The sequence below is a fragment of the Sphingopyxis sp. 2PD genome, from assembly GCF_005503695.1.
In the GTDB taxonomy this organism is placed as follows: domain Bacteria; phylum Pseudomonadota; class Alphaproteobacteria; order Sphingomonadales; family Sphingomonadaceae; genus Sphingopyxis.
Map to the genome: position 1 here is coordinate 82,365 of NZ_SCMU01000005.1, position 17,246 is coordinate 99,610.

The 17,246-nt window shown below is 65.1% G+C and carries 22 protein-coding genes; 14 read left to right on the plus strand and 8 right to left on the minus strand.

Going from position 1 to position 17,246, the window contains the following annotated elements:
* Positions 1-4: 4 nt before the first annotated feature.
* Genes FFS18_RS06645 through thrS form a run of 3 tightly spaced genes read right to left on the minus strand, consistent with a single transcriptional unit; the run spans position 5 to position 3,566 of the window.
* Positions 5-691, minus strand: a complete 687-nt coding sequence (locus tag FFS18_RS06645) for a helix-turn-helix domain-containing protein (RefSeq protein WP_137870268.1) — start codon at positions 689-691, stop codon at positions 5-7.
* Positions 688-1,569 carry a metallophosphoesterase gene (locus FFS18_RS06650; protein WP_249340331.1) on the minus strand — a complete coding sequence of 294 codons (882 nt, stop codon included), beginning with the start codon at positions 1,567-1,569 and terminating at the stop codon, positions 688-690. Before FFS18_RS06650 ends, FFS18_RS06645 begins: the two co-directional genes overlap by 4 nt.
* Positions 1,566-3,566, minus strand: a complete 2,001-nt coding sequence (gene thrS / locus FFS18_RS06655) for a threonine--tRNA ligase (RefSeq protein ID WP_137870269.1) — start codon at positions 3,564-3,566, stop codon at positions 1,566-1,568. The genes FFS18_RS06650 and thrS overlap by 4 nt, the downstream gene beginning before the upstream one ends.
* Before the next feature lie 149 nt (positions 3,567-3,715).
* Here thrS and FFS18_RS06660 point away from each other — a divergent pair, with 149 nt between their 5' ends.
* The 11 genes from FFS18_RS06660 (at position 3,716) to FFS18_RS06705 (ending at position 9,331) form a co-directional block, all read left to right on the plus strand.
* Complete coding sequence (locus tag FFS18_RS06660) at positions 3,716-4,132, plus strand: MerC domain-containing protein (RefSeq protein WP_137870270.1); 417 nt, start codon at positions 3,716-3,718, stop codon at positions 4,130-4,132.
* Between the two features lie 129 nt (positions 4,133-4,261).
* Positions 4,262-4,435, plus strand: coding sequence for a hypothetical protein (locus tag FFS18_RS17415; RefSeq protein ID WP_171005252.1), 174 nt, complete (start codon positions 4,262-4,264; stop codon positions 4,433-4,435).
* Between the two features lie 3 nt (positions 4,436-4,438).
* Entirely contained in the window at positions 4,439-4,852 is a 414-nt protein-coding gene (locus FFS18_RS06665) for a hypothetical protein (protein WP_137870271.1), read from the plus strand.
* Positions 4,849-5,040: a helix-turn-helix transcriptional regulator gene (locus tag FFS18_RS06670; RefSeq protein ID WP_053556040.1), complete on the plus strand. Its 192-nt coding sequence runs from the start codon at positions 4,849-4,851 to the stop codon at positions 5,038-5,040. The genes FFS18_RS06665 and FFS18_RS06670 overlap by 4 nt, the downstream gene beginning before the upstream one ends.
* A 5-nt stretch (positions 5,041-5,045) precedes the next feature.
* Positions 5,046-5,972 carry an alpha/beta fold hydrolase gene (locus FFS18_RS06675; protein ID WP_137870272.1) on the plus strand — a complete coding sequence of 309 codons (927 nt, stop codon included), beginning with the start codon at positions 5,046-5,048 and terminating at the stop codon, positions 5,970-5,972.
* A gap of 76 nt (positions 5,973-6,048) precedes the next feature.
* Complete coding sequence (locus FFS18_RS06680) at positions 6,049-6,303, plus strand: DUF6356 family protein (protein ID WP_039572425.1); 255 nt, start codon at positions 6,049-6,051, stop codon at positions 6,301-6,303.
* 58 nt (positions 6,304-6,361) lie between these two features.
* Positions 6,362-7,123 (plus strand): alpha/beta fold hydrolase, encoded by a 762-nt coding sequence (locus FFS18_RS06685; protein ID WP_120215719.1) that lies wholly within the window; start codon positions 6,362-6,364, stop codon positions 7,121-7,123.
* 9 nt (positions 7,124-7,132) lie between these two features.
* The gene (locus FFS18_RS06690) at positions 7,133-7,570 is read left to right on the plus strand and encodes an acyl-CoA thioesterase (RefSeq protein WP_120215718.1); all 438 of its coding nucleotides are present in this window, start codon (positions 7,133-7,135) and stop codon (positions 7,568-7,570) included.
* 9 nt (positions 7,571-7,579) lie between these two features.
* A complete protein-coding gene (locus FFS18_RS06695) occupies positions 7,580-8,017 on the plus strand; it encodes a VOC family protein (protein WP_137870273.1) in 438 nt (145 codons plus the stop codon).
* A gap of 74 nt (positions 8,018-8,091) precedes the next feature.
* Entirely contained in the window at positions 8,092-8,820 is a 729-nt protein-coding gene (gloB, locus tag FFS18_RS06700) for a hydroxyacylglutathione hydrolase (protein WP_137870274.1), read from the plus strand.
* Between the two features lie 64 nt (positions 8,821-8,884).
* Positions 8,885-9,331, plus strand: a complete 447-nt coding sequence (locus tag FFS18_RS06705; protein WP_137870275.1) for a hypothetical protein — start codon at positions 8,885-8,887, stop codon at positions 9,329-9,331.
* Between the two features lie 86 nt (positions 9,332-9,417).
* Here the strand turns inward: FFS18_RS06705 and FFS18_RS06710 are convergent, their stop codons facing one another.
* Positions 9,418-9,927 carry a winged helix-turn-helix transcriptional regulator gene (locus FFS18_RS06710; RefSeq protein ID WP_137870276.1) on the minus strand — a complete coding sequence of 170 codons (510 nt, stop codon included), beginning with the start codon at positions 9,925-9,927 and terminating at the stop codon, positions 9,418-9,420.
* A gap of 172 nt (positions 9,928-10,099) precedes the next feature.
* On the opposite strand from FFS18_RS06710, the gene FFS18_RS06715 reads away from it, so the two are divergent.
* Positions 10,100-10,831, plus strand: a complete 732-nt coding sequence (locus FFS18_RS06715; RefSeq protein WP_137870277.1) for an SDR family oxidoreductase — start codon at positions 10,100-10,102, stop codon at positions 10,829-10,831.
* Positions 10,825-11,427 (plus strand): 2-hydroxychromene-2-carboxylate isomerase, encoded by a 603-nt coding sequence (locus FFS18_RS06720; protein WP_137870278.1) that lies wholly within the window; start codon positions 10,825-10,827, stop codon positions 11,425-11,427. The genes FFS18_RS06715 and FFS18_RS06720 overlap by 7 nt, the downstream gene beginning before the upstream one ends.
* Positions 11,428-11,473: 46 nt before the next feature.
* Here FFS18_RS06720 and FFS18_RS06725 read toward each other — a convergent pair whose 3' ends face one another.
* Complete coding sequence (locus tag FFS18_RS06725) at positions 11,474-12,454, minus strand: DUF3011 domain-containing protein (RefSeq protein ID WP_137870279.1); 981 nt, start codon at positions 12,452-12,454, stop codon at positions 11,474-11,476.
* Positions 12,455-12,600: 146 nt separating this feature from the next.
* On the opposite strand from FFS18_RS06725, the gene murA reads away from it, so the two are divergent.
* The gene (gene murA, locus FFS18_RS06730; RefSeq protein ID WP_137870280.1) at positions 12,601-13,887 is read left to right on the plus strand and encodes a UDP-N-acetylglucosamine 1-carboxyvinyltransferase; all 1,287 of its coding nucleotides are present in this window, start codon (positions 12,601-12,603) and stop codon (positions 13,885-13,887) included.
* On the opposite strand, the gene FFS18_RS06735 is transcribed toward murA, so the two are convergent.
* From FFS18_RS06735 to FFS18_RS06745, 3 genes are read right to left on the minus strand one after another with little or no spacing between them, the layout of a single operon-like run.
* Positions 13,874-15,151: an alpha/beta hydrolase family protein gene (locus FFS18_RS06735; RefSeq protein WP_137870281.1), complete on the minus strand. Its 1,278-nt coding sequence runs from the start codon at positions 15,149-15,151 to the stop codon at positions 13,874-13,876. The two genes, murA and FFS18_RS06735, sit on opposite strands and share 14 nt — an antisense overlap.
* A 50-nt stretch (positions 15,152-15,201) precedes the next feature.
* A complete protein-coding gene (locus FFS18_RS06740; RefSeq protein WP_120215594.1) occupies positions 15,202-16,158 on the minus strand; it encodes a DMT family transporter in 957 nt (318 codons plus the stop codon).
* Positions 16,155-17,165: a threonine aldolase family protein gene (locus FFS18_RS06745; protein ID WP_137870282.1), complete on the minus strand. Its 1,011-nt coding sequence runs from the start codon at positions 17,163-17,165 to the stop codon at positions 16,155-16,157. The genes FFS18_RS06740 and FFS18_RS06745 overlap by 4 nt, the downstream gene beginning before the upstream one ends.
* Positions 17,166-17,246: the final 81 nt, after the last annotated feature.

Sequence of the window (17,246 nt, forward strand, 5' to 3'; positions counted from 1 at the left end):
CGGATTAACCGGTCTGTTTGCCCCGCGCTTGAACGGACTTTGCCCGTATGACGACGGGCGGAACCCCGGTCATCGCGCCAACCGACCGGGTGAGATGCGCCTGATCGGCAAAACCCTGATCGGCGGCAAGATCGGCAAGGCTGCCGTGCCAATCTGCGAGCGCAGCGATCGCGCGCCGCGTCCGCGCCTCGAGCCGGAAGCGCTTCGGGCTGACCCCATATGCGCGCGCGAAACCGCGGCTGACCGAGGCCGGATCAAGTTTCATGTGCCGCGCCCATGGCGCCAGCGGCGTGTCAGGGTCGCACCGGAGCACTGCCGCGAGCAGGTCGGGCCAGTCATTGGATAGGCCGACGTCGGCGCAGCAATGCGCGCGCACATGCTCGGCAGCAGCAACCGGATCGCGTTCGGCGATCCGCGCCACGATGTCGACGTCAGCGATCGTTCCCGCTCCCGGCGCCAGCCCGGGAATGGCGGGCAGGTTGAGCACCCGCGCGCCGCGATTGCCAAAATGGTCGAAATGCGCGGTCCAGCGACCGTGAACGACCACAGTTCCCGGATGGGCAGCAAACCGTCCCTCGTCGCCCGCCTCGTGATAACCGCCGCCGAGCACGACAGCGATATAGCCGTCGGCGTGGCGGTGGCGCGGCAGGCACTCGTTGGCCGCGTGCACACCGATGCCCAGCCCGCTCATCTGGGCATTGTCCCGGCCGCCGATGATTGCGGCCCCACCGTCACCAGCCAAGCATCGGGCGGCGTCAGGTAGCGGAGCGGCAACAGGCTGGTCCCGAGCCCTGCCCCGACGAACACGCGCTGGCCCTTGTCGGTCATGTCGCCGCACGCAAAGCGATTACCGTAGCGCGAAACATAAGTGAGCGCGCCGACGAAGGGGAAGCGGATCTGGCCGCAGTGGGTATGCCCGGCGAAGATCGCGGCGACCGGGCGCTCGACGTCGGGGATGATGTCGGGGCTGTGCGTCAGGAGCAACGGCACGCCCGGCCCCGCGCGCTCCATCGCCGCCAGCGTCGCGGGAACGTCGTCATGCCCTGAATAATTGTCATCGACCCCGCCGACAATGAGCGGGCCGAGCTTCACCGCGTCATTCTGCAACACGCGCAGGCCGTGCCTTTCCAGTTCGCCGCGCAGCGCGTCGGGTTTGAACCAATGGTCGTGATTGCCCGGCGCGACCACCACGCCGAGCGGCGCGCGCAGCTTGCCGAGCGGCGCAACAACCTCTGCCGCCGAATAGATATGCGTCGCGCTGCTCTTTTCGCTGACCAGGTCGCCCGCGATCAGCACCAGATCGGGGCGCAGCTGATTGAGCTTGGCGACGATGCGCGTCAGCCGCCCGGGCGGCATGTCGGGACCGGCGACATGGATGTCGGACAAGAGCAGCAATTTCAGCGGCGACTGCCCGGCGGGCCAGTCGCCGACCGAAATCGAAGCGGTGCGGATCAGCGGATCGCGCGTCGCATTCCAATAGCCCTTGGCGAGGAGCGCCACCCCGAACAGCGCCAGCAGCAGCAGCCAGCGCCGCCACCGGCGCGGTCGACGTTCAGGCGTGGCGATCAATGGCGCAGGTCGGGCGGGGTCGCTTCGCCCTTGAGCAGCGCAATCGCCTCAGCCAGCGGCATGATACGCTGACCTTCCTGCCCGAGGGTGCGGATCGCAACCGTGCCTTCGTCGGCCTCGCGCTTGCCGACGACGAGCAGATGCGGAACCTTGGCCAGGCTATGCTCGCGGACCTTGTAGTTGATCTTTTCGTTGCGCAGGTCGGTTTCGACACGCACCCCGGCGGCGGTCAATTGCGCCGTCACGTCGCGCGCATAGTCGTCGGCATCGCTGACGATCGTCGCAACGACCGCCTGCACCGGCGCCAGCCATACCGGCAGCTTGCCCGCGAAATGCTCGATCAGGATGCCGATGAAGCGTTCGTAGCTGCCAAAGATCGCGCGGTGGAGCATCACCGGGCGGTGACGTTCGCCATCCTCGGCGATGTACGACGCATCGAGGCGATCAGGGAGGACGCGGTCGGACTGGATCGTCCCGACCTGCCACGTCCGCCCGATCGCGTCGGTCAGATGCCATTCGAGCTTGGGCGCATAAAAGGCGCCCTCGCCCAGCAGCTCTTCCCAGCCATATTCGGGGGTGTTGAGCCCCGCGGCGACCACGGCGGCACGCAGCTCGGTTTCGGCCATGTCCCACATCTCCTCGGTCCCGAAGCGCTTTTCGGGGCGCAGCGCGAGCTTGATCGAGTAGGTGAAACCGAATTCCTTGTAGATGCGGTCGGCGAGCGCGCAGAAGGCTTGCACCTCGCTGACGATCTGGTCCTCGCGGCAGAAGATATGCGCGTCGTCCTGGGTGAACTGGCGCACGCGCATCAGCCCGTGCAGCGCGCCATGCGGTTCGTTGCGGTGGCAGCAGCCGTTTTCATAGAGGCGCAGCGGCAGGTCGCGGTACGATTTCATCCCCTGCCGGAAAATCAGCACATGCGCCGGGCAGTTCATCGGTTTTAGCGCCATCCACTCGGCCTCGTCCGAGATGATGGGGCCTTCATCCTCGACGTTCGGCACCTCGTCGGGGATCACAAACATATTCTCGCGATATTTGCCCCAATGGCCCGACTGTTCCCATTGGCGCGCGTCCATCACCTGCGGGGTCTTGACCTCACGGTACCCCGCGCCGTCGATCGCACGGCGCATATAGGCCTCGAGCTCGCGCCAGATCATATAGCCCTTGGGGTGCCAGAACACCGACCCATGCGCTTCGGCCTGCAAGTGGAACAGGTCCATTTCCTGCCCCAGCTTGCGGTGGTCGCGCTTAGCGGCTTCCTCCAGCCGGACAAGATGTTCGGCGAGCTGCTTTTTGTTGAGCCAGCCAGTGCCGTAGATGCGCGAGAGCTGGGCGTTCTTCTGGTCGCCGCGCCAATAGGCGCCCGACACGCGAGTCAGCTTGAACGCCGCGGGATCGAGCTTGCCCGTCGAGGCGAGGTGCGGGCCGCGGCACATATCCATCCAGCCGTCACCCGAACGATAGACGGTCAGTTGCTCGTTCGCGGGCAGTTCGGCGGCCCATTCGGCCTTGAAGGTCTCGCCGTCGGCCTGCCATTTGGCGATCAGCTTGTCGCGCTCCCAAACCTCGCGCGTCAGCGGCAGGTCGGCGGCAATGATCCGCCGCATCTCTTCCTCGATCAGCGGCAATTCCTCGTCGCGGAACGGGCCATGCTCGGCCGTCGGTGCGAAGTCGTAATAGAAGCCGTCGCCCGTCGAGGGGCCAAAAGTGATCTGCGTTCCGGGGAACAGGTTCTGCACCGCTTCGGCGAGGACGTGCGCATAGTCGTGTCGCACCAGCTCAAGCGCGTCGGCCTCGTCGCGGCTCGTCACCAGAGCGAGATTGGTGTCTTCCTCCAGCGGGCGCATGATGTCGCGCAGCTCGCCGTCGATCTTCGCAGCGAGCGCGGCCTTGGCGAGACCGGGCCCGATGTCGGCGGCAATCTGCGCCGGGGTAGTCCCGCGCGCGACTTCTCGGGCAGAGCCATCGGGAAGGGTGACGCGGATCATCTGGGACATCGGGAAAATCGGCCTTTCTGGGCAAAATTGCCGGGTTCCTTTGCCAGCATGCGGTGGGGGCGGCAAGGGGCGGATTCACAATCGGACTTGCAATGATACATTGTATCACTATCTCGCACCGCAAGCCCCTCCCGCGAAAGTTTCCCGCCATGTGTATCCCCGCCGCGCGCCCGCGCCTTGCCGACCTGCTGGGGATCACGCTGTCATTGACCTGCCTGATCCATTGCCTCGCGCTGCCGCTGCTGATCCTCCTCGCGCCCGCGCTCGGCACTTGGATCGCGATGCCCGAATGGGTGCACGCGGCCATATTGATGCTGGCCTTGCCCGCCGCGACCATTGCCATGAAGGATGGTTGGCGGCGGCACGGTCAGGCGCTGCCTGTTCTGCTCGCCGGAGCGGGGCTTGGCCTGTTGGCGGCAGGGCTGGCGGCGCACGAGGGATGGCTTGCGCTGGCCGATCCCGAAACCGCCGACCGGTTGCTGACGTCATTGGGCGCGATAACGCTTGCCACCGCGCATGTGCTCAACTGGCGCTGGCGCCACAATTTTCGCGAGCATCTTCGCTGATACCAGCGCGCGCACCGGCGCAACAACGGGCTTCCGTGACTGGCGAGCTTGCCAATTAGTCAATGACACTTGACAGTCGCGAATCATCATGTCAATGTTCCTTGACTGATTAACAAGGGAGCTTGACCAATGCCACCGATGTTGCGCGCCTTGCCTTGGGCAATCGCCATCCTCGCCATCGCCTTTTTGGGTGCTGTCGACGTGATCCCCGCCGACGTGGCAAGCACGCTGGTGACGGTCCTTCCGCTGATCATGGTGACGACAGTCGTCGGCTCGCGGCGCTGCCGCCCGCTGGAGCGCTGAACGGTGGCCCGCAACCCTGCCCAGCGCCGCTACATGCGCCGGATGATCGCGCTGTCCCTCGCCTATATCGCCACGGTGATGCTGGCGAGCTGGCTCATCCCCGATGATGCGGCGGCCACGCCGCTGACCGTGGCGATCGCGCTCGTTCCCGCGCTGGCAACCTCGGGCTTCATCTGGGCGATGGCGCGCTATATCGCCGAGTTGAAGGATGAATATGTCCGGATGCTGGAAATCCGCAAGATGCTGGTCGCGACCGGCCTGACGCTGGCGCTCGCTAGCGGCTGGGGCATTTTGGAGCTGTTCACCAACGTGCCGCGGGTGCAGCTGTTTTATGTATTCCCCGTCTGGTGTCTGGGGCTGGCGGTCGGATCGCTGGTCAACAAGGTCACGATCGGCGACGCGGGACCGTGCGCGTGAAGAACCGCCTGAAAGTTCTGCGCGCCGAGCGCGACTGGAGCCAGGGCGATCTGGCCGAGCGACTGGAGGTGTCGCGCCAGTCGGTGAACGCGATCGAAACGGGCAAATATGACCCCTCCCTCCCCCTCGCCTTTCGCATCGCCGACCTGTTCGGGCTGCCGATCGAAGAGATTTTTCTGAAAGACTGAAGAACATGAAACGCCGCATTGCGATTGCTACAATTTTCGCCCTGTTCGTCGGCCTGATCGCGAGCCCCGTCGACGCCACCGAACCCTGCCCCGCGGGGTTGGTCGAGGGCAAGCGCATCACCGTGCAGATCGAGGGCGACGGACCCGACGTCGTGCTGATCCCCGGTCTGTCGAGCCCACGCAGCGTGTGGGACGCCACCGCCGACCGGCTGAAAAGCTCGCACCGGCTGCACCGCGTCCAGATCCGCGGCTTTGGTGACGCAGCGGGGGTCAACGCCGAGGGGCCGGTGCTCGGTTCGACGATGCGCGAGCTTGCCGACTATATCGACGATTGCATCACCGATCAGGGCCGCGCAGCGCCCGCAATCATCGGCCATTCGATGGGCGGCCTTACCGGGCTGATGATCGCGGCGCGCGCGCCGGACGAAGTCGCGCGCCTGATGATCGTCGACGCGCTGCCCTTCATCGGCACCCTGTTCAATCCCGCCGCGACGGCAGAAAGCACGAAGCCCCAGGCCGAGCAGATGGCCGCGATGATGCGCGCGCAATATGGCCAGCCGGTGCCGACAACCCCCGTCACCGATCCCGGCCCGGCCAGCATGGCCGCCAGCATGTCGAACAGCGCCGCGGGACGCACCGCGATCGCCGGCTGGATGCGCCAGGCCGACCCGCGCGTCACGGCGCAGGTCCTTTACGATGTCATGACCACCGACATGCGCGGCGAACTGGGAGCGGTCGCAGCGCCGGTCACCTTGCTCTATGCACAGGACGATGCGCTGATGACGCCGGAGCGCGCAAAGACGGCGTTCGAACCTCAATATGCAGGGCTCGTCCGTTTCTCCGCGCACATGGTACCGGGCAGCCGCCATTTCATCATGCTCGACCAACCCGCGGCCTTTGCCCGCGCGATCGATGCTTTTCTCGCCGAATGAGCGTCGATCGGCACCCTGGCCTTGCGAGCCGGTCGACCGCCCGCTAGGGCGGCGGCAGCCGGAAAGGGAGACCTCCATGTTCAAGCGCCTGTTCGTCGACCATCCCAAGAGCGTCGATGAAAATTATATCGAACATTTCGGCGTCGCGTCGAAATTCGGGGTGACGATGATCTATGGGGGGCTCTGCGCGCTGGTTCACGCGGTTGTTCCCGGCTGGTGCATCACCACGGGCAGCGACACGATCAAACGGCTCAACCATATCATGGTCGAGCAGCGGCGCGCCAAGGGCCAGGCCGTGATGCAGATGAGCACGATCGACTGGGTCATCTGATCCCGGTGCGCTTCGTCCACGCGCCCCATTTTGCTCTCGCGTCGAGCGGGATTAGAGAATGACGGCGCCCGCCGCCCCCGACTATCTCGACCGCGCGGGCCGCCCGCGGCTCGCTTGTCGCCATACGCCGGGCACCGGTCCGACGATCATCTTTCTGCCCGGCTATATGTCCGACATGGCGGGCGGCAAGGCGACCGCGCTGTTCGACTGGGCCGTCGCGGAAGGCCATGCCTGCCTGCTCCTCGACTATGCCGGATGCGGATTGTCGGACGGGTTGTTTGCAGAGCAGGATTTGCTCGACTGGCGCGGCGATATACTCGACGTCATCGATGCAAAGGTCGATGGGCCGGTCGTCATCGTGGGATCGTCGATGGGCGGCTGGTTGATGCTGCTGACCGCGATCGCGCTGGTCCAGCGCGACGGGCCAAGCCGCGTCGCGGGGCTCGTCGGCATCGCCGCGGCGCCCGATTTCACCGATTGGGGTTTCAGCGACGCGGAGAAAGCGATCATCCTTGCCGAGGGCGCGCTGGTCGAGGAAACCCCATATAGCGACCAGCCCTATGTGACGACACGCGGCTTTTTCCAGTCGGGCGAGGCGAACCGGTTGCTGGATGCCGAGATCCCCCTCGCCTGCCCGGTGCGCTTGCTGCACGGACAAGAGGATGGCGACGTGCCCCCGGACATCAGCATGCGGCTGTCGGCGGCGCTTGCCAGCGACGATGTCCAGGTGACGCTGGTCAAGGGCGGCGACCACCGCCTGTCGCGCGATACCGACATCGCGCTGCTGATCGACACCGTCGCGCGGATCGCGACAAATTAGAGGATTGTCATGGCCCGGAGCGACTTCAAATTTCACGTCACCAAGCGCGTCCGCTACGCCGAAATCGACGCGCAGGCGGTGGTGTTCAACAGCCGCTACCTCGAATATTTCGACATCGGCATCACCGAATATTGGCGCGCCGCGGGGGTCTATGACCGCTGGCCGCAGCGCGACAGCCCCGAATTTCACGTCGCGCGCGCCGAGGTCGATTACAAGGTACCGATCCTGCTCGACGAAGAGATCGACATTTGCGTGCGCTGTTCGCGCGTGGGCCGAAGCTCGATGACATTTCTGTTTGAACTGCACGGCGCGGGGCAAGACGATCTGCGCGCGACCGGACTGGAGGTCAGCGTCCATGTCGCCGAAGCCCAAGGCGCGCCGACACCGGTACCCGATGAATTCGTAAATCTGTTCGAAGCGTTTGAAGGACAGAGCCTGCGCGCGTAGGATGGCCGCATGACCCAATATCTCCATACCATGATCCGCGTGTCGGATCCCGACGCGACCGTCGCCTTTTTCAAGCTTGTCGGGCTGGAAGAAGTCCGCCGCTTCGACAGCGAGCAGGGGCGCTTCACGCTGATCTTCCTCGCCTGTCCGGGGCAGGATGGGGTCGCCGAGGTCGAACTGACCTATAATTGGCCGCCCGAAGACGGCAGCGCGCCCGAACAATATGCGGGCGGCCGCAATTTCGGCCATCTGGCGTACCGCGTCGACGATATCTACGCGACGTGCCAGCGACTGATGGACGCCGGGGTGACGATCAACCGCCCGCCGCGCGACGGCCATATGGCGTTCGTCCGGTCGCCCGACGGCATTTCGGTCGAACTCCTCCAAAACGGTCACTTACCGCCGCAGGAACCCTGGTCGTCGATGCCGAACATAGGCAGCTGGTAAGACGGCGCGACCAAGGCGGCGGCGCGGCGCCTCCGTCTTGCAGGCATGAGGCCGGTGAACGAAAGGAGCGACGCATGACTGCACTCGAAATCGCCCGCATCCCGGTGCTCAGCGATAATTATGTCTGGCTGGTCCATGATCGGGAAAGCCGGGCGACGATGGTCGTCGATCCCGCGGTTGCCGATCCGGTACTCGAAGCCGCAGCCATGCGCGGCTGGACGATCACCGACATCTGGAACACCCATTGGCACCCCGACCACACCGGTGGCAACGCCGCGATCAAGGAAGCAACCGGCTGCACGATCACCGGTCCCGCCGCCGAATATGCTCGTATCCCGACGCTCGACATGCAGGTACAGGGCGGTGACACGGTGCGACTGGGCAATCATGTCGCGAGCGTCTGGGACGTCCCCGCCCACACCGCGGGCCACATCGCCTATCATTTCGCCGACGATGCCGCGATCTTTGTCGGTGACACGATGTTCGCGATGGGCTGCGGTCGCCTGTTCGAAGGCACCGCCGAGCAGATGTTCGCGAACATGCAGAAACTCGGCTCGCTCGACGATGCAACGCGCGTCTATTGCGCGCACGAATATACGCTGTCGAACGCGCGCTTTGCGGTGACCGTCGATCCCGACAATGCAGCGCTGGCGGCGCGGCTCGCGGTAGTCGAGGCGGCGCGCGCGGCGGGGGAAGCGACGGTCCCGACGACGATCGGCGCCGAACGCGCGACCAATCCCTTTTTGCGCGCGACGAGCGCCGCCGAACTCGGGCGTATCCGCGCGCTGAAGGACGCGGCCTGATGCTGCCCCTTCAGCGCCCGTTCATCTGGCAGCAATATATTCAGCAATCTCAAGGAGCAATGCCATGGCCATGCTGAACCCGATGCGCGCCGTGCTGCTGATCGCAGCGGCGCCGCTGGTCGCCAGCTGCGCGCCTGCGGGCACCGCCGAACCGGGCGCCGCGGCGCTGACACCCAAGCAGGCCGAGCGGCTCGACAAACAACTGGCGGGAAAGATTCCGGGCGAACCGATGCGGTGCCTGCCCAATTATCGCAGCAACGACACGATCCGCGTGTCGGACAATATTCTGCTTTATCGGTCGGGCGGCAATCTGGTGTATCGCAATGACCTGAAAAGCAGCTGCCCCGGCCTCGCGCGTGACAGCGACATCATGGTCGTCCGCCAGTTCGGATCCTCGACCTGCGAAGGCGATTTCTTCCATCTGGTCGATCGGTCGAGCGGCATTCGCGGTCCGACCTGCGTTTTTGGCGAATTCGTCCCCTATCGCAAACCGGCGGGGGACGCTGGCTGAACCCACGGTTCAGCCGCAGGCGGGGACCGGTTTGCGCCGAGCCCTTCGGGTCGCACCCCCGCCTGCCATTAAATTAGCCGCCCGCTTTACCGGCGAACAGATTCTGCTCGCCCCCGTCGCTCCTGCTCGGCCCTGAGCGCCGGTGACGGCTCGCCCTTCAAATCGCCATAGCCCAGCGTTTCGCCGCACCCCGGACACACCAGCGCGGTCCCCACGTCGCTCCCGCAGGCACGGTGGATATAGCGCATCGCCGATCCGCCGCCGGTTTCGCCGTCGCGATACGCCCAGCGTTCGGCCCAGCCGCGCATCGCATAGAGCACGTCGAACAGATCCTTGCCCTTGGCCGTCAGCCAATATTCGTGGCGAACGGGGCGCTCCTGATACGCGCGCCGCTCGACCACGCCCTCGCTCTCGAGCCGCTTGAGCCGCGCCGATACGAGCTGTGGGCCGAGCCCGGTATTCGCGGCGATAACCTCAAACCGCCGATTCCCGAAAAACAGATCGCGGAGAATGAGCAGCACCGCGCGGTCGCCGAGCAATTCGGCCGAGCGGCCAACGGGGCAGAAGGTGTCGGATAGATCGGTGCGTTTGGGCAAACACTGTTCTCCTTTGCCGTACCCCGGCGAAAGCCGGGGTCCAGAGCGGCAACCACGGCTTTTGCCTTCTGGACCCCGGCTTTCGCCGGGGAGCAGAAAGGAAGGAAGCCGCCAAAACTTCTTGTAACTATGATTATCATAGTTACCATGGGCTGCAAGAGGAGAGTCGCTTATGCCCAATCCTGCAGCCATCATTATCGGGGCCGGCGACGCCACCGGGGGCGCCATCGCCCGCGCGTTCGCCGCCGAGGGTCTGACCGCCTGCGTCAACCGCCGCGAACGCAACGCCGATCAGCTCGAAGCGCTGGCGCAGTCGATCCGCGACGACGGGTATCAGGCCCGCGCCTTCCCTGCCGACGCGCGCGACGAAGCGGCGATGATCGGGCTGTTCGATCAGGTCGAAGCCGAGGTCGGCCCGGTCGAAGTCGCGGTGTTCAACATCGGCGCCAACGTCAATTTCCCGATCACCGAGACGACGGTGCGTGTTTACACCAAGGTTTGGGAAATGGCGTGCCTCGGCGGCTTCCTGATGGGGCGCGAGGCGGCGAAGCGCATGGCTCCGCGCGGCCGCGGCACAATCATCTTCACCGGCGCCACCGCGAGCCTGCGCGGCGGATCGGGCTATGCCGCCTTCTCGGGCGCCAAGGGCGCGCTGCGTATGCTCGCCCAGGCCATGGCGCGCGAACTCGGACCGCAGGGCATCCATGTCGCGCACACCGTGATCGACGGCGCGATCGACACCGACTTCATCAAGGGCCGCCATCCCGATTTCGACAATGCCAAGGCGCAGGATCTGATCCTCAATCCGGCCGCGATCGCCGCCAATTATGTGATGCTCCACAAGCAGCCGAAAAGCGCCTGGACGCACGAACTCGACCTTCGCCCCTGGGGAGAAAAATGGTGACAAGGACCTTAGAACTCATCTTCGATTTCGGCAGCCCCAACGCCTATCTGTCGATGAAGGCGCTGCCCGAACTGCTCGACCGGACCGGCGCCGACCTTGTCATCACCCCCTGCCTGCTCGGCGGCATTTTCAAGGCGACCGGCAACAAGGCGCCAATGATCCAATATGCCGACGCACCCGCCAAGCTTGCCTATGAAAATCTCGAGATGCGGCGCTTCATCGAAAAGCATGGCCTGACCAAATTCCGCCTCAACCCGCACTTCCCGGTCAACACACTGACGATCATGCGCGGCGCGATCGTCGCCGACGATGAGGGTGTACTCGACGACTATATCGACGCGGTGAACCGCGCGATGTGGGAGGACGGGTTGAAAATGGACGATCCCGAAGTGATCGCGACCTTCCTGTCCGCGAACGGCTTCGACGGCCCCGCGCTGCTCGCGCGGACGCAAGAGCCTGAGATTAAGGCAAAGCTCGTCGCCAACACCGAATCCGCGGTCGCGCGCGGAGTGTTCGGCATCCCGACCTTCTTCGTCGGCGACGCAATGTTTTTTGGCAAAGACCGGCTTGGTCAGGTCGAAGAGGCACTCGCCTGACCATCAACTCGCCGCCCTCGCTCGCGCGGGGGCGGCGGCGCTTGCTTCAGCTGAAGTCCAACTGGATGATATCGCTCGGCGTCGCGCGGCAATACATTTCGATGGGCTTGGTGCCGTCGGGATAGGTCGCGGTCATCGCGGCGCGGATTCGCCAGCCGCCATTGCCCTGTTCGAGCGAGACCAGCTTGTCGTAGGACAGCTTAGTCCCGCCGGTCACCCCGATCTGACGCGCCGCATCGGTCATGCAATTTTGCACCGACGCTCGTGCTGCACTGGGCAGGCCGCTGAGGTTCGCACTCAGTGTAGCGGGCCCGCGCGGAGGGTGCGTCGTCGCGCTCTCCTCGGTCGTCCCGTCCGCCGATTTCTTCTTTTTGCTAAGCAGCAGCGCGAGCAGCCCGCCCGCGACGACGACGCCGCCGATGATCAGCCCGGTGCTCGGCCCCTTGTCCTTGTCGGGCCGCGTCGGCTGCACATTGCGATAGCCATAAGCGAATTCGGCGCGGCAGCCCTTGTCGACCCAGATATAATCGCCGGTGTAGCCCCATTGGCGCCCCGCGTTACACTTGCCTGCGATCTTGCGGGTCAGTTCGACGCGATTGTTCGTCGGCACATTGCATTGCTGATATTTATAGTTCCACGATTCACAGCGGAGCGTCCCGGCATAATCATCGACCGGCTGCGGCAGCGGCGTCGGATAACCGCCATTATTGGCATAGCCATAGCCGAATTCGGCGCGGCAACCGCCGGACACCCAAATCTGGTTCGCGGTGAAACCCCAATCGCGGCCTTTCGAACAGCGCCCCCCGATCACCCGGATCAGGTCGACGCGATTGTCGGTGCGGACATTGCAGCGCTGAAGCTTGTTGTTCCGCGACTCGCAGCGCAGCGTACCCGCATAGCCGCCGTTATAGGCCGGGTCCGCCGTGGGGGGGGGATAGGGATAGGTCGATTGCGGCATCGCCGGAACGACCAGCTGGCTGGCAATCAACGCCGAAGATGTGATGATCGTGACGAACCTGTTGCGCATGACGCTCTCCCCCGTGAAAGCCGCTTCGGTTCGCCCTGCCCGGATCGATCCGAACTCGTCCGGGATAGTTTCACATTTCTGACCGGAAAGCCACGGCGAAAGGTGCCCGCGCTTGCGCGTCCGCGCCCGTGCGCTAAAGACTGGCCATGGATCAGATCGTCATTCGCGGCGGCCAGCGACTCAAGGGCCGTATCCCCATCTCCGGCGCCAAGAATGCGGCGCTCACGCTGCTGCCTTGCGCGCTGCTCACCGACGAACCGCTGACGCTGCGCAACCTGCCACGGCTCGCCGACGTCGATGGCTTTGGTCATTTGCTCAACCAGCTCGGCTGCTCGACGACGATCGAAGGATCGCGCCCCGAAGATTTCGGCCGCGTGATGACCGCGCGGACAACGACGCTGACTTCGACCGTCGCCCCCTATGACATCGTGCGCAAGATGCGCGCGTCGATCCTCGTCCTCGGTCCGCTGCTCGCGCGCGCGGGCGAAGCGACGGTGTCGCTGCCCGGCGGCTGTGCGATCGGCAACCGCCCGATAGACCTGCACCTGAAAGCGCTGGAGGCGTTCGGCGCCGAGATCGAGCTCGCCTCGGGTTATGTCAAGGCGAGCGCACCCGGCCGCGGACGCCTGCCCGGCGGCAAATTCACCTTCCCCGTGGTGTCGGTCGGCGCGACCGAAAATGCGCTGATGGCGGCGGTGCTCGCCAAGGGCACCTGCGTCCTTGAGAACGCCGCACGCGAGCCCGAGATCGTCGACCTGTGCAACTGCCTGGTCGCGATGGGCGCGCATATCGAGGGTATCGGCACCGAAACGCTGAGCATCGAGGGCGTCGACCGCCTGCACGGCGCAACCTACCGGGTGATGGCCGACCGTATCGAGGCGGGCAGCTATGCCTGCGCCGCCGTTATCACCGAGGGCGATGTCGAACTGGTCGGCGCAAAGGCCAGCGAAATGGAGGCGACGCTTTCGGCGTTGCGCCAGGCCGGTGCGACGGTCGAAGAGAGCAAGACCGGCATCCGCGTCGCGATGTCGGGGCGCGCCGAACCCGTCACCCTGTCGACCGCGCCCTACCCGGGCTTTGCGACCGACATGCAGGCGCAGTTCATGGCGATGGCGACGCTCGGCAAGGGCGCCAGCCTGTTCACCGAAACGATCTTCGAAAACCGCTACATGCATGTTCCGGAGCTCGCTCGCATGGGCTGCGACATCGAAGTGCGCGGACGCAGCGCGGTGGTGCGTGGGGTCGATCATCTGGTCGGCGCGCCGGTGATGGCGACGGACCTCCGCGCATCGATGAGCCTGATCATCGCCGGGCTCGCGGCGCAGGGCCAGACCGAGGTCAACCGCGTCTATCACCTCGATCGCGGCTACGAGCGGTTGGAGGAAAAACTCCAGGCGGTCGGCGCCGACATCGAACGGATCAGCGCGGGCTGACGGTCTTTGTCAGATGCTCGGCGCGCCCGTAAGGCCCGCGCGCGGCACCCTTGATCCAGTCGCCGAGCAGCTTCAGATAGCCGTCGGTAATCCGCGTTCCGCTGCGCGACCCATCGGCATTGGTTCGATATTCGAACATGCCATGGTCGGTGTCGGGAAACAGATAAACGTCGACCGGCTTGCCGCCCTTGGCAAGACCGAGCAGCGCACCCCGCGTCGTTTCGATCGGTGCCTCGCGATCCTCGCCCGCTAGAACCCATAGCAAGGGCGCATCGAGCTTTTTCAGCGCCGCCAACGCGTCATAGTCCCAGATCAGCTCCAGATTATCGAAACGCGCGCGGCCCACGCGGCGCATTTCGTCATTCGACATGCGCAGCATCGCGCCGCTATGCTCCCCCGCGATCGTCGCCGCCCACGGTTTGCCGGCCATGTCGCGCCGCACGGCGTCCAGATCATCATAACCCGCGGCAAAATTCGACAGTAACAGCTTGCTGGTCGCCGCAGACAGCCGGTTGACGAGCCCGACGGCATCATCGCCCAGCCCCGCTGCCCGCACTTCCGAAACCAGCTGTTCGCGGTCCTCCTCGATCGGCGATGCGACAAGGCCGAAACCGATCGCGACAAAATCGGCCTTCGTCAACGTCGCGGCGCGCGGCGCGACCCACCCGCCCTGACTGCCGCCGAAAAATCCTGCGCGGCCGGCCCGGCCCGGCGTCATGCTGCGCGCCTGATCGAGCGCATGCACGGCATCGGCGGCGAGCAGTTCGAAATTCTGCGTATATTCGCCTTCCGATGCGCCGGTGCCGCGCTTGTCATAGACGAATACCGAAATCCCCTGCGCCGCCATCGCATAGCCATAGACCCCGCCGATCGGCGAATTGCGCTCCGACCCGTGGACCATGACCACGAGCGGGCGTTTGGGATCGGCGGTTGGCGGCTCGATCAGCACCCCGGACAGCTTGGTCCCCACGCTGTTGAATGTCGCAGGCGTTTCGCGAAAAACGATCGGCTTCCACGTCGCCCCGCCGATCATTACGCCATCGTTGCGGCACGCGAGCGGCGCCGTCGCATCCGTGGTTGCTCCGCGGCGGCCGTCGCGGAACAGGTAGCGCAGCCCCGGCGCCGCGATCGACGGCAAGGGAGCGAGGACAACAAAATCGCCATCGGGTGCGGCGTAAGTGCCGGGCTGGCAGGAAGTTTGGGCGAGCGCCGGTGCGGACAGGCAGGCAGCGAGCAGGACGAACGGAGTGGCGAGACGTTTCATGTCGCCGTCCTACCGAAACAATACACCCGTGACAACCAAGGGTCGCGAACCTACGCGTCGCGCTCCACCGGAACCGCGACCATATTGCCGCTGACCGACGGGCGATCGGGCCTTTTCGCCACCGCGATCACCAGCCCGACCAGCGCCACCGCACCGCCCGCGATCGACAGCGGCGCCCAGCGATACCCTTCGAACAGTGTCGAAAAGCCCATCGCGATGATCGGGATCAGCACGCTCGACCATGCCGCCTGTCCCGGTCCGACCGCGCGGATGATGTTGAAATAGAGCGGGAAGGTCACCGCGCTGGCGACGACCCCCAGATACAGCACGCCGCCCAGATAGGCCGGTGTCGCCTCGATCACCGGCGGGCCGGTGGTCGCCCAGGCAAAGCCGGCATCGCCCAGGGCGCCAAACAGCATCGCCCACGCGATCATTACCGCCATTGACTGCTCGCGCGCCACGCTTGATCCCTGCATCACATTCGATGCCGACGCGCTGATCACGCCGCACAGGGTGAGCGCGGTGCCGATCAGCACTTCGGCGGCCCCGACGTTGGCGGCGCGATATTCGTGCAGGATCATCATCCCCACCCCGACGATCGCGATTCCGGCGCCGAGCAGAAAGCGTCCCTCGACTTTCGTCTTCAGGAAGATGCGCCCGAGCAGGGTGTTCGGAACAATCAGCAGCGCGAACAGCACCGCAACCAGTCCCGAGGTGATGTGCAGCTCGGCGCGATAGACGAAATTGAAGTTGAGCGCGAACTGCGCGAGCCCGAGCAGCGCCGCAAACCCCCAGCCGAACCCCGAGAGCGTCAATCGTTCGCGACGCCAGGCCGCATAGGCGAACATCGCGGCGGCGCCGACGAAAAAGCGGTAAGCGACCGACCAGCTGGGGGGCACGACGCCGAGTTGCCCGGTGATCACGATCCACGTCGATCCCCAGATCAGGGTGATGAAGAGGAAGGGGAATAGGACGCGCGGAGCCAGCAGGCTGGGCGGCGCGCTCATAGCGCGGCGATCGCGGCGGCAAATGGCGCGACCGCCTGCGCATCCTGATCCCAGCTCGCCACCAACCGCGCCGCGCCTTCGCCCCAATCGTAGAAATCAAAACCGGCGCCGCGCAGTTTCGCGGCCTCGGCAGGCGTCAGCCGGACGAACAATTCATTCGCTTCGACGGGGTGCATCAACCGGTCGCCGCACGCCGCCGCCAGCGCCGCCGCCCCGGCGTTCGCCGCGCGCGCATTGTCGAGCCACAGGTCGTTGGTCAGCATCGCGCGAATCTGCGCCGCCACGAACCGCCCCTTGCTGAGCAAATGGCCGCCGCGTTTTTTCAGCTCGCGGACCCCCGGCCCGCCGCTGCCGCCAAAGAAGACGATCGCCTCGGCCATCATCGCACCATTCTTGGTGAAGCCGAACGACAGCGCGTCGACCCCGGCGCGCCAGGTCACATCGGCGGGGGCGCAATCGAGATAGGCGACGGCATTGGCAAAGCGCGCGCCGTCCATATGCAGCTTCATGCCATTGGCGCGCGCGACCTGGCTGATCTCGCCAATCTCTTCGGCGCGCCACACGAGGCCATATTCGGTCGCGTTGGTGATGCTGATCGCCGCGGGCTGCACCTGATGGACATCCTGGCGAATCCCGGCGATTCGTGCTTTCAGCGCCTCGGCGTCGATTTTCGCTCCGCGCCCCGGCAAGGTCATCAACTTGGCGCCGCCCGAATAAAAGGTCGGCGCGCCGCATTCATCAACTTCGATATGCGCTTCCTCGTAACACAGGATGCCCTGCCACGGTCGCACGAAATGGGCGAGGATGATGCTGTTCGCGGCGGTTCCGGTGGGGATCCACACGACTTCGCAGTCGGTTTCGAACAGCTCCGAAAAGGCCGCGTCGAGCGACTGGCTCAGCGCATCGCCATCATAGGCGGTGTCGACATGATTGGCAGCCGCCATCGCTTCCATCACCACCGGATGAACCGTTGCAGCATTGTCGGAGAAAAAGCGGGTAGCAGTCACGAATCGCGCCTTAGCGCAGGTCTCGCCGTCTTGCTAATTCTTCATTTCACAATGGCTATTTGCGCCCGGTTTAACGGTGCC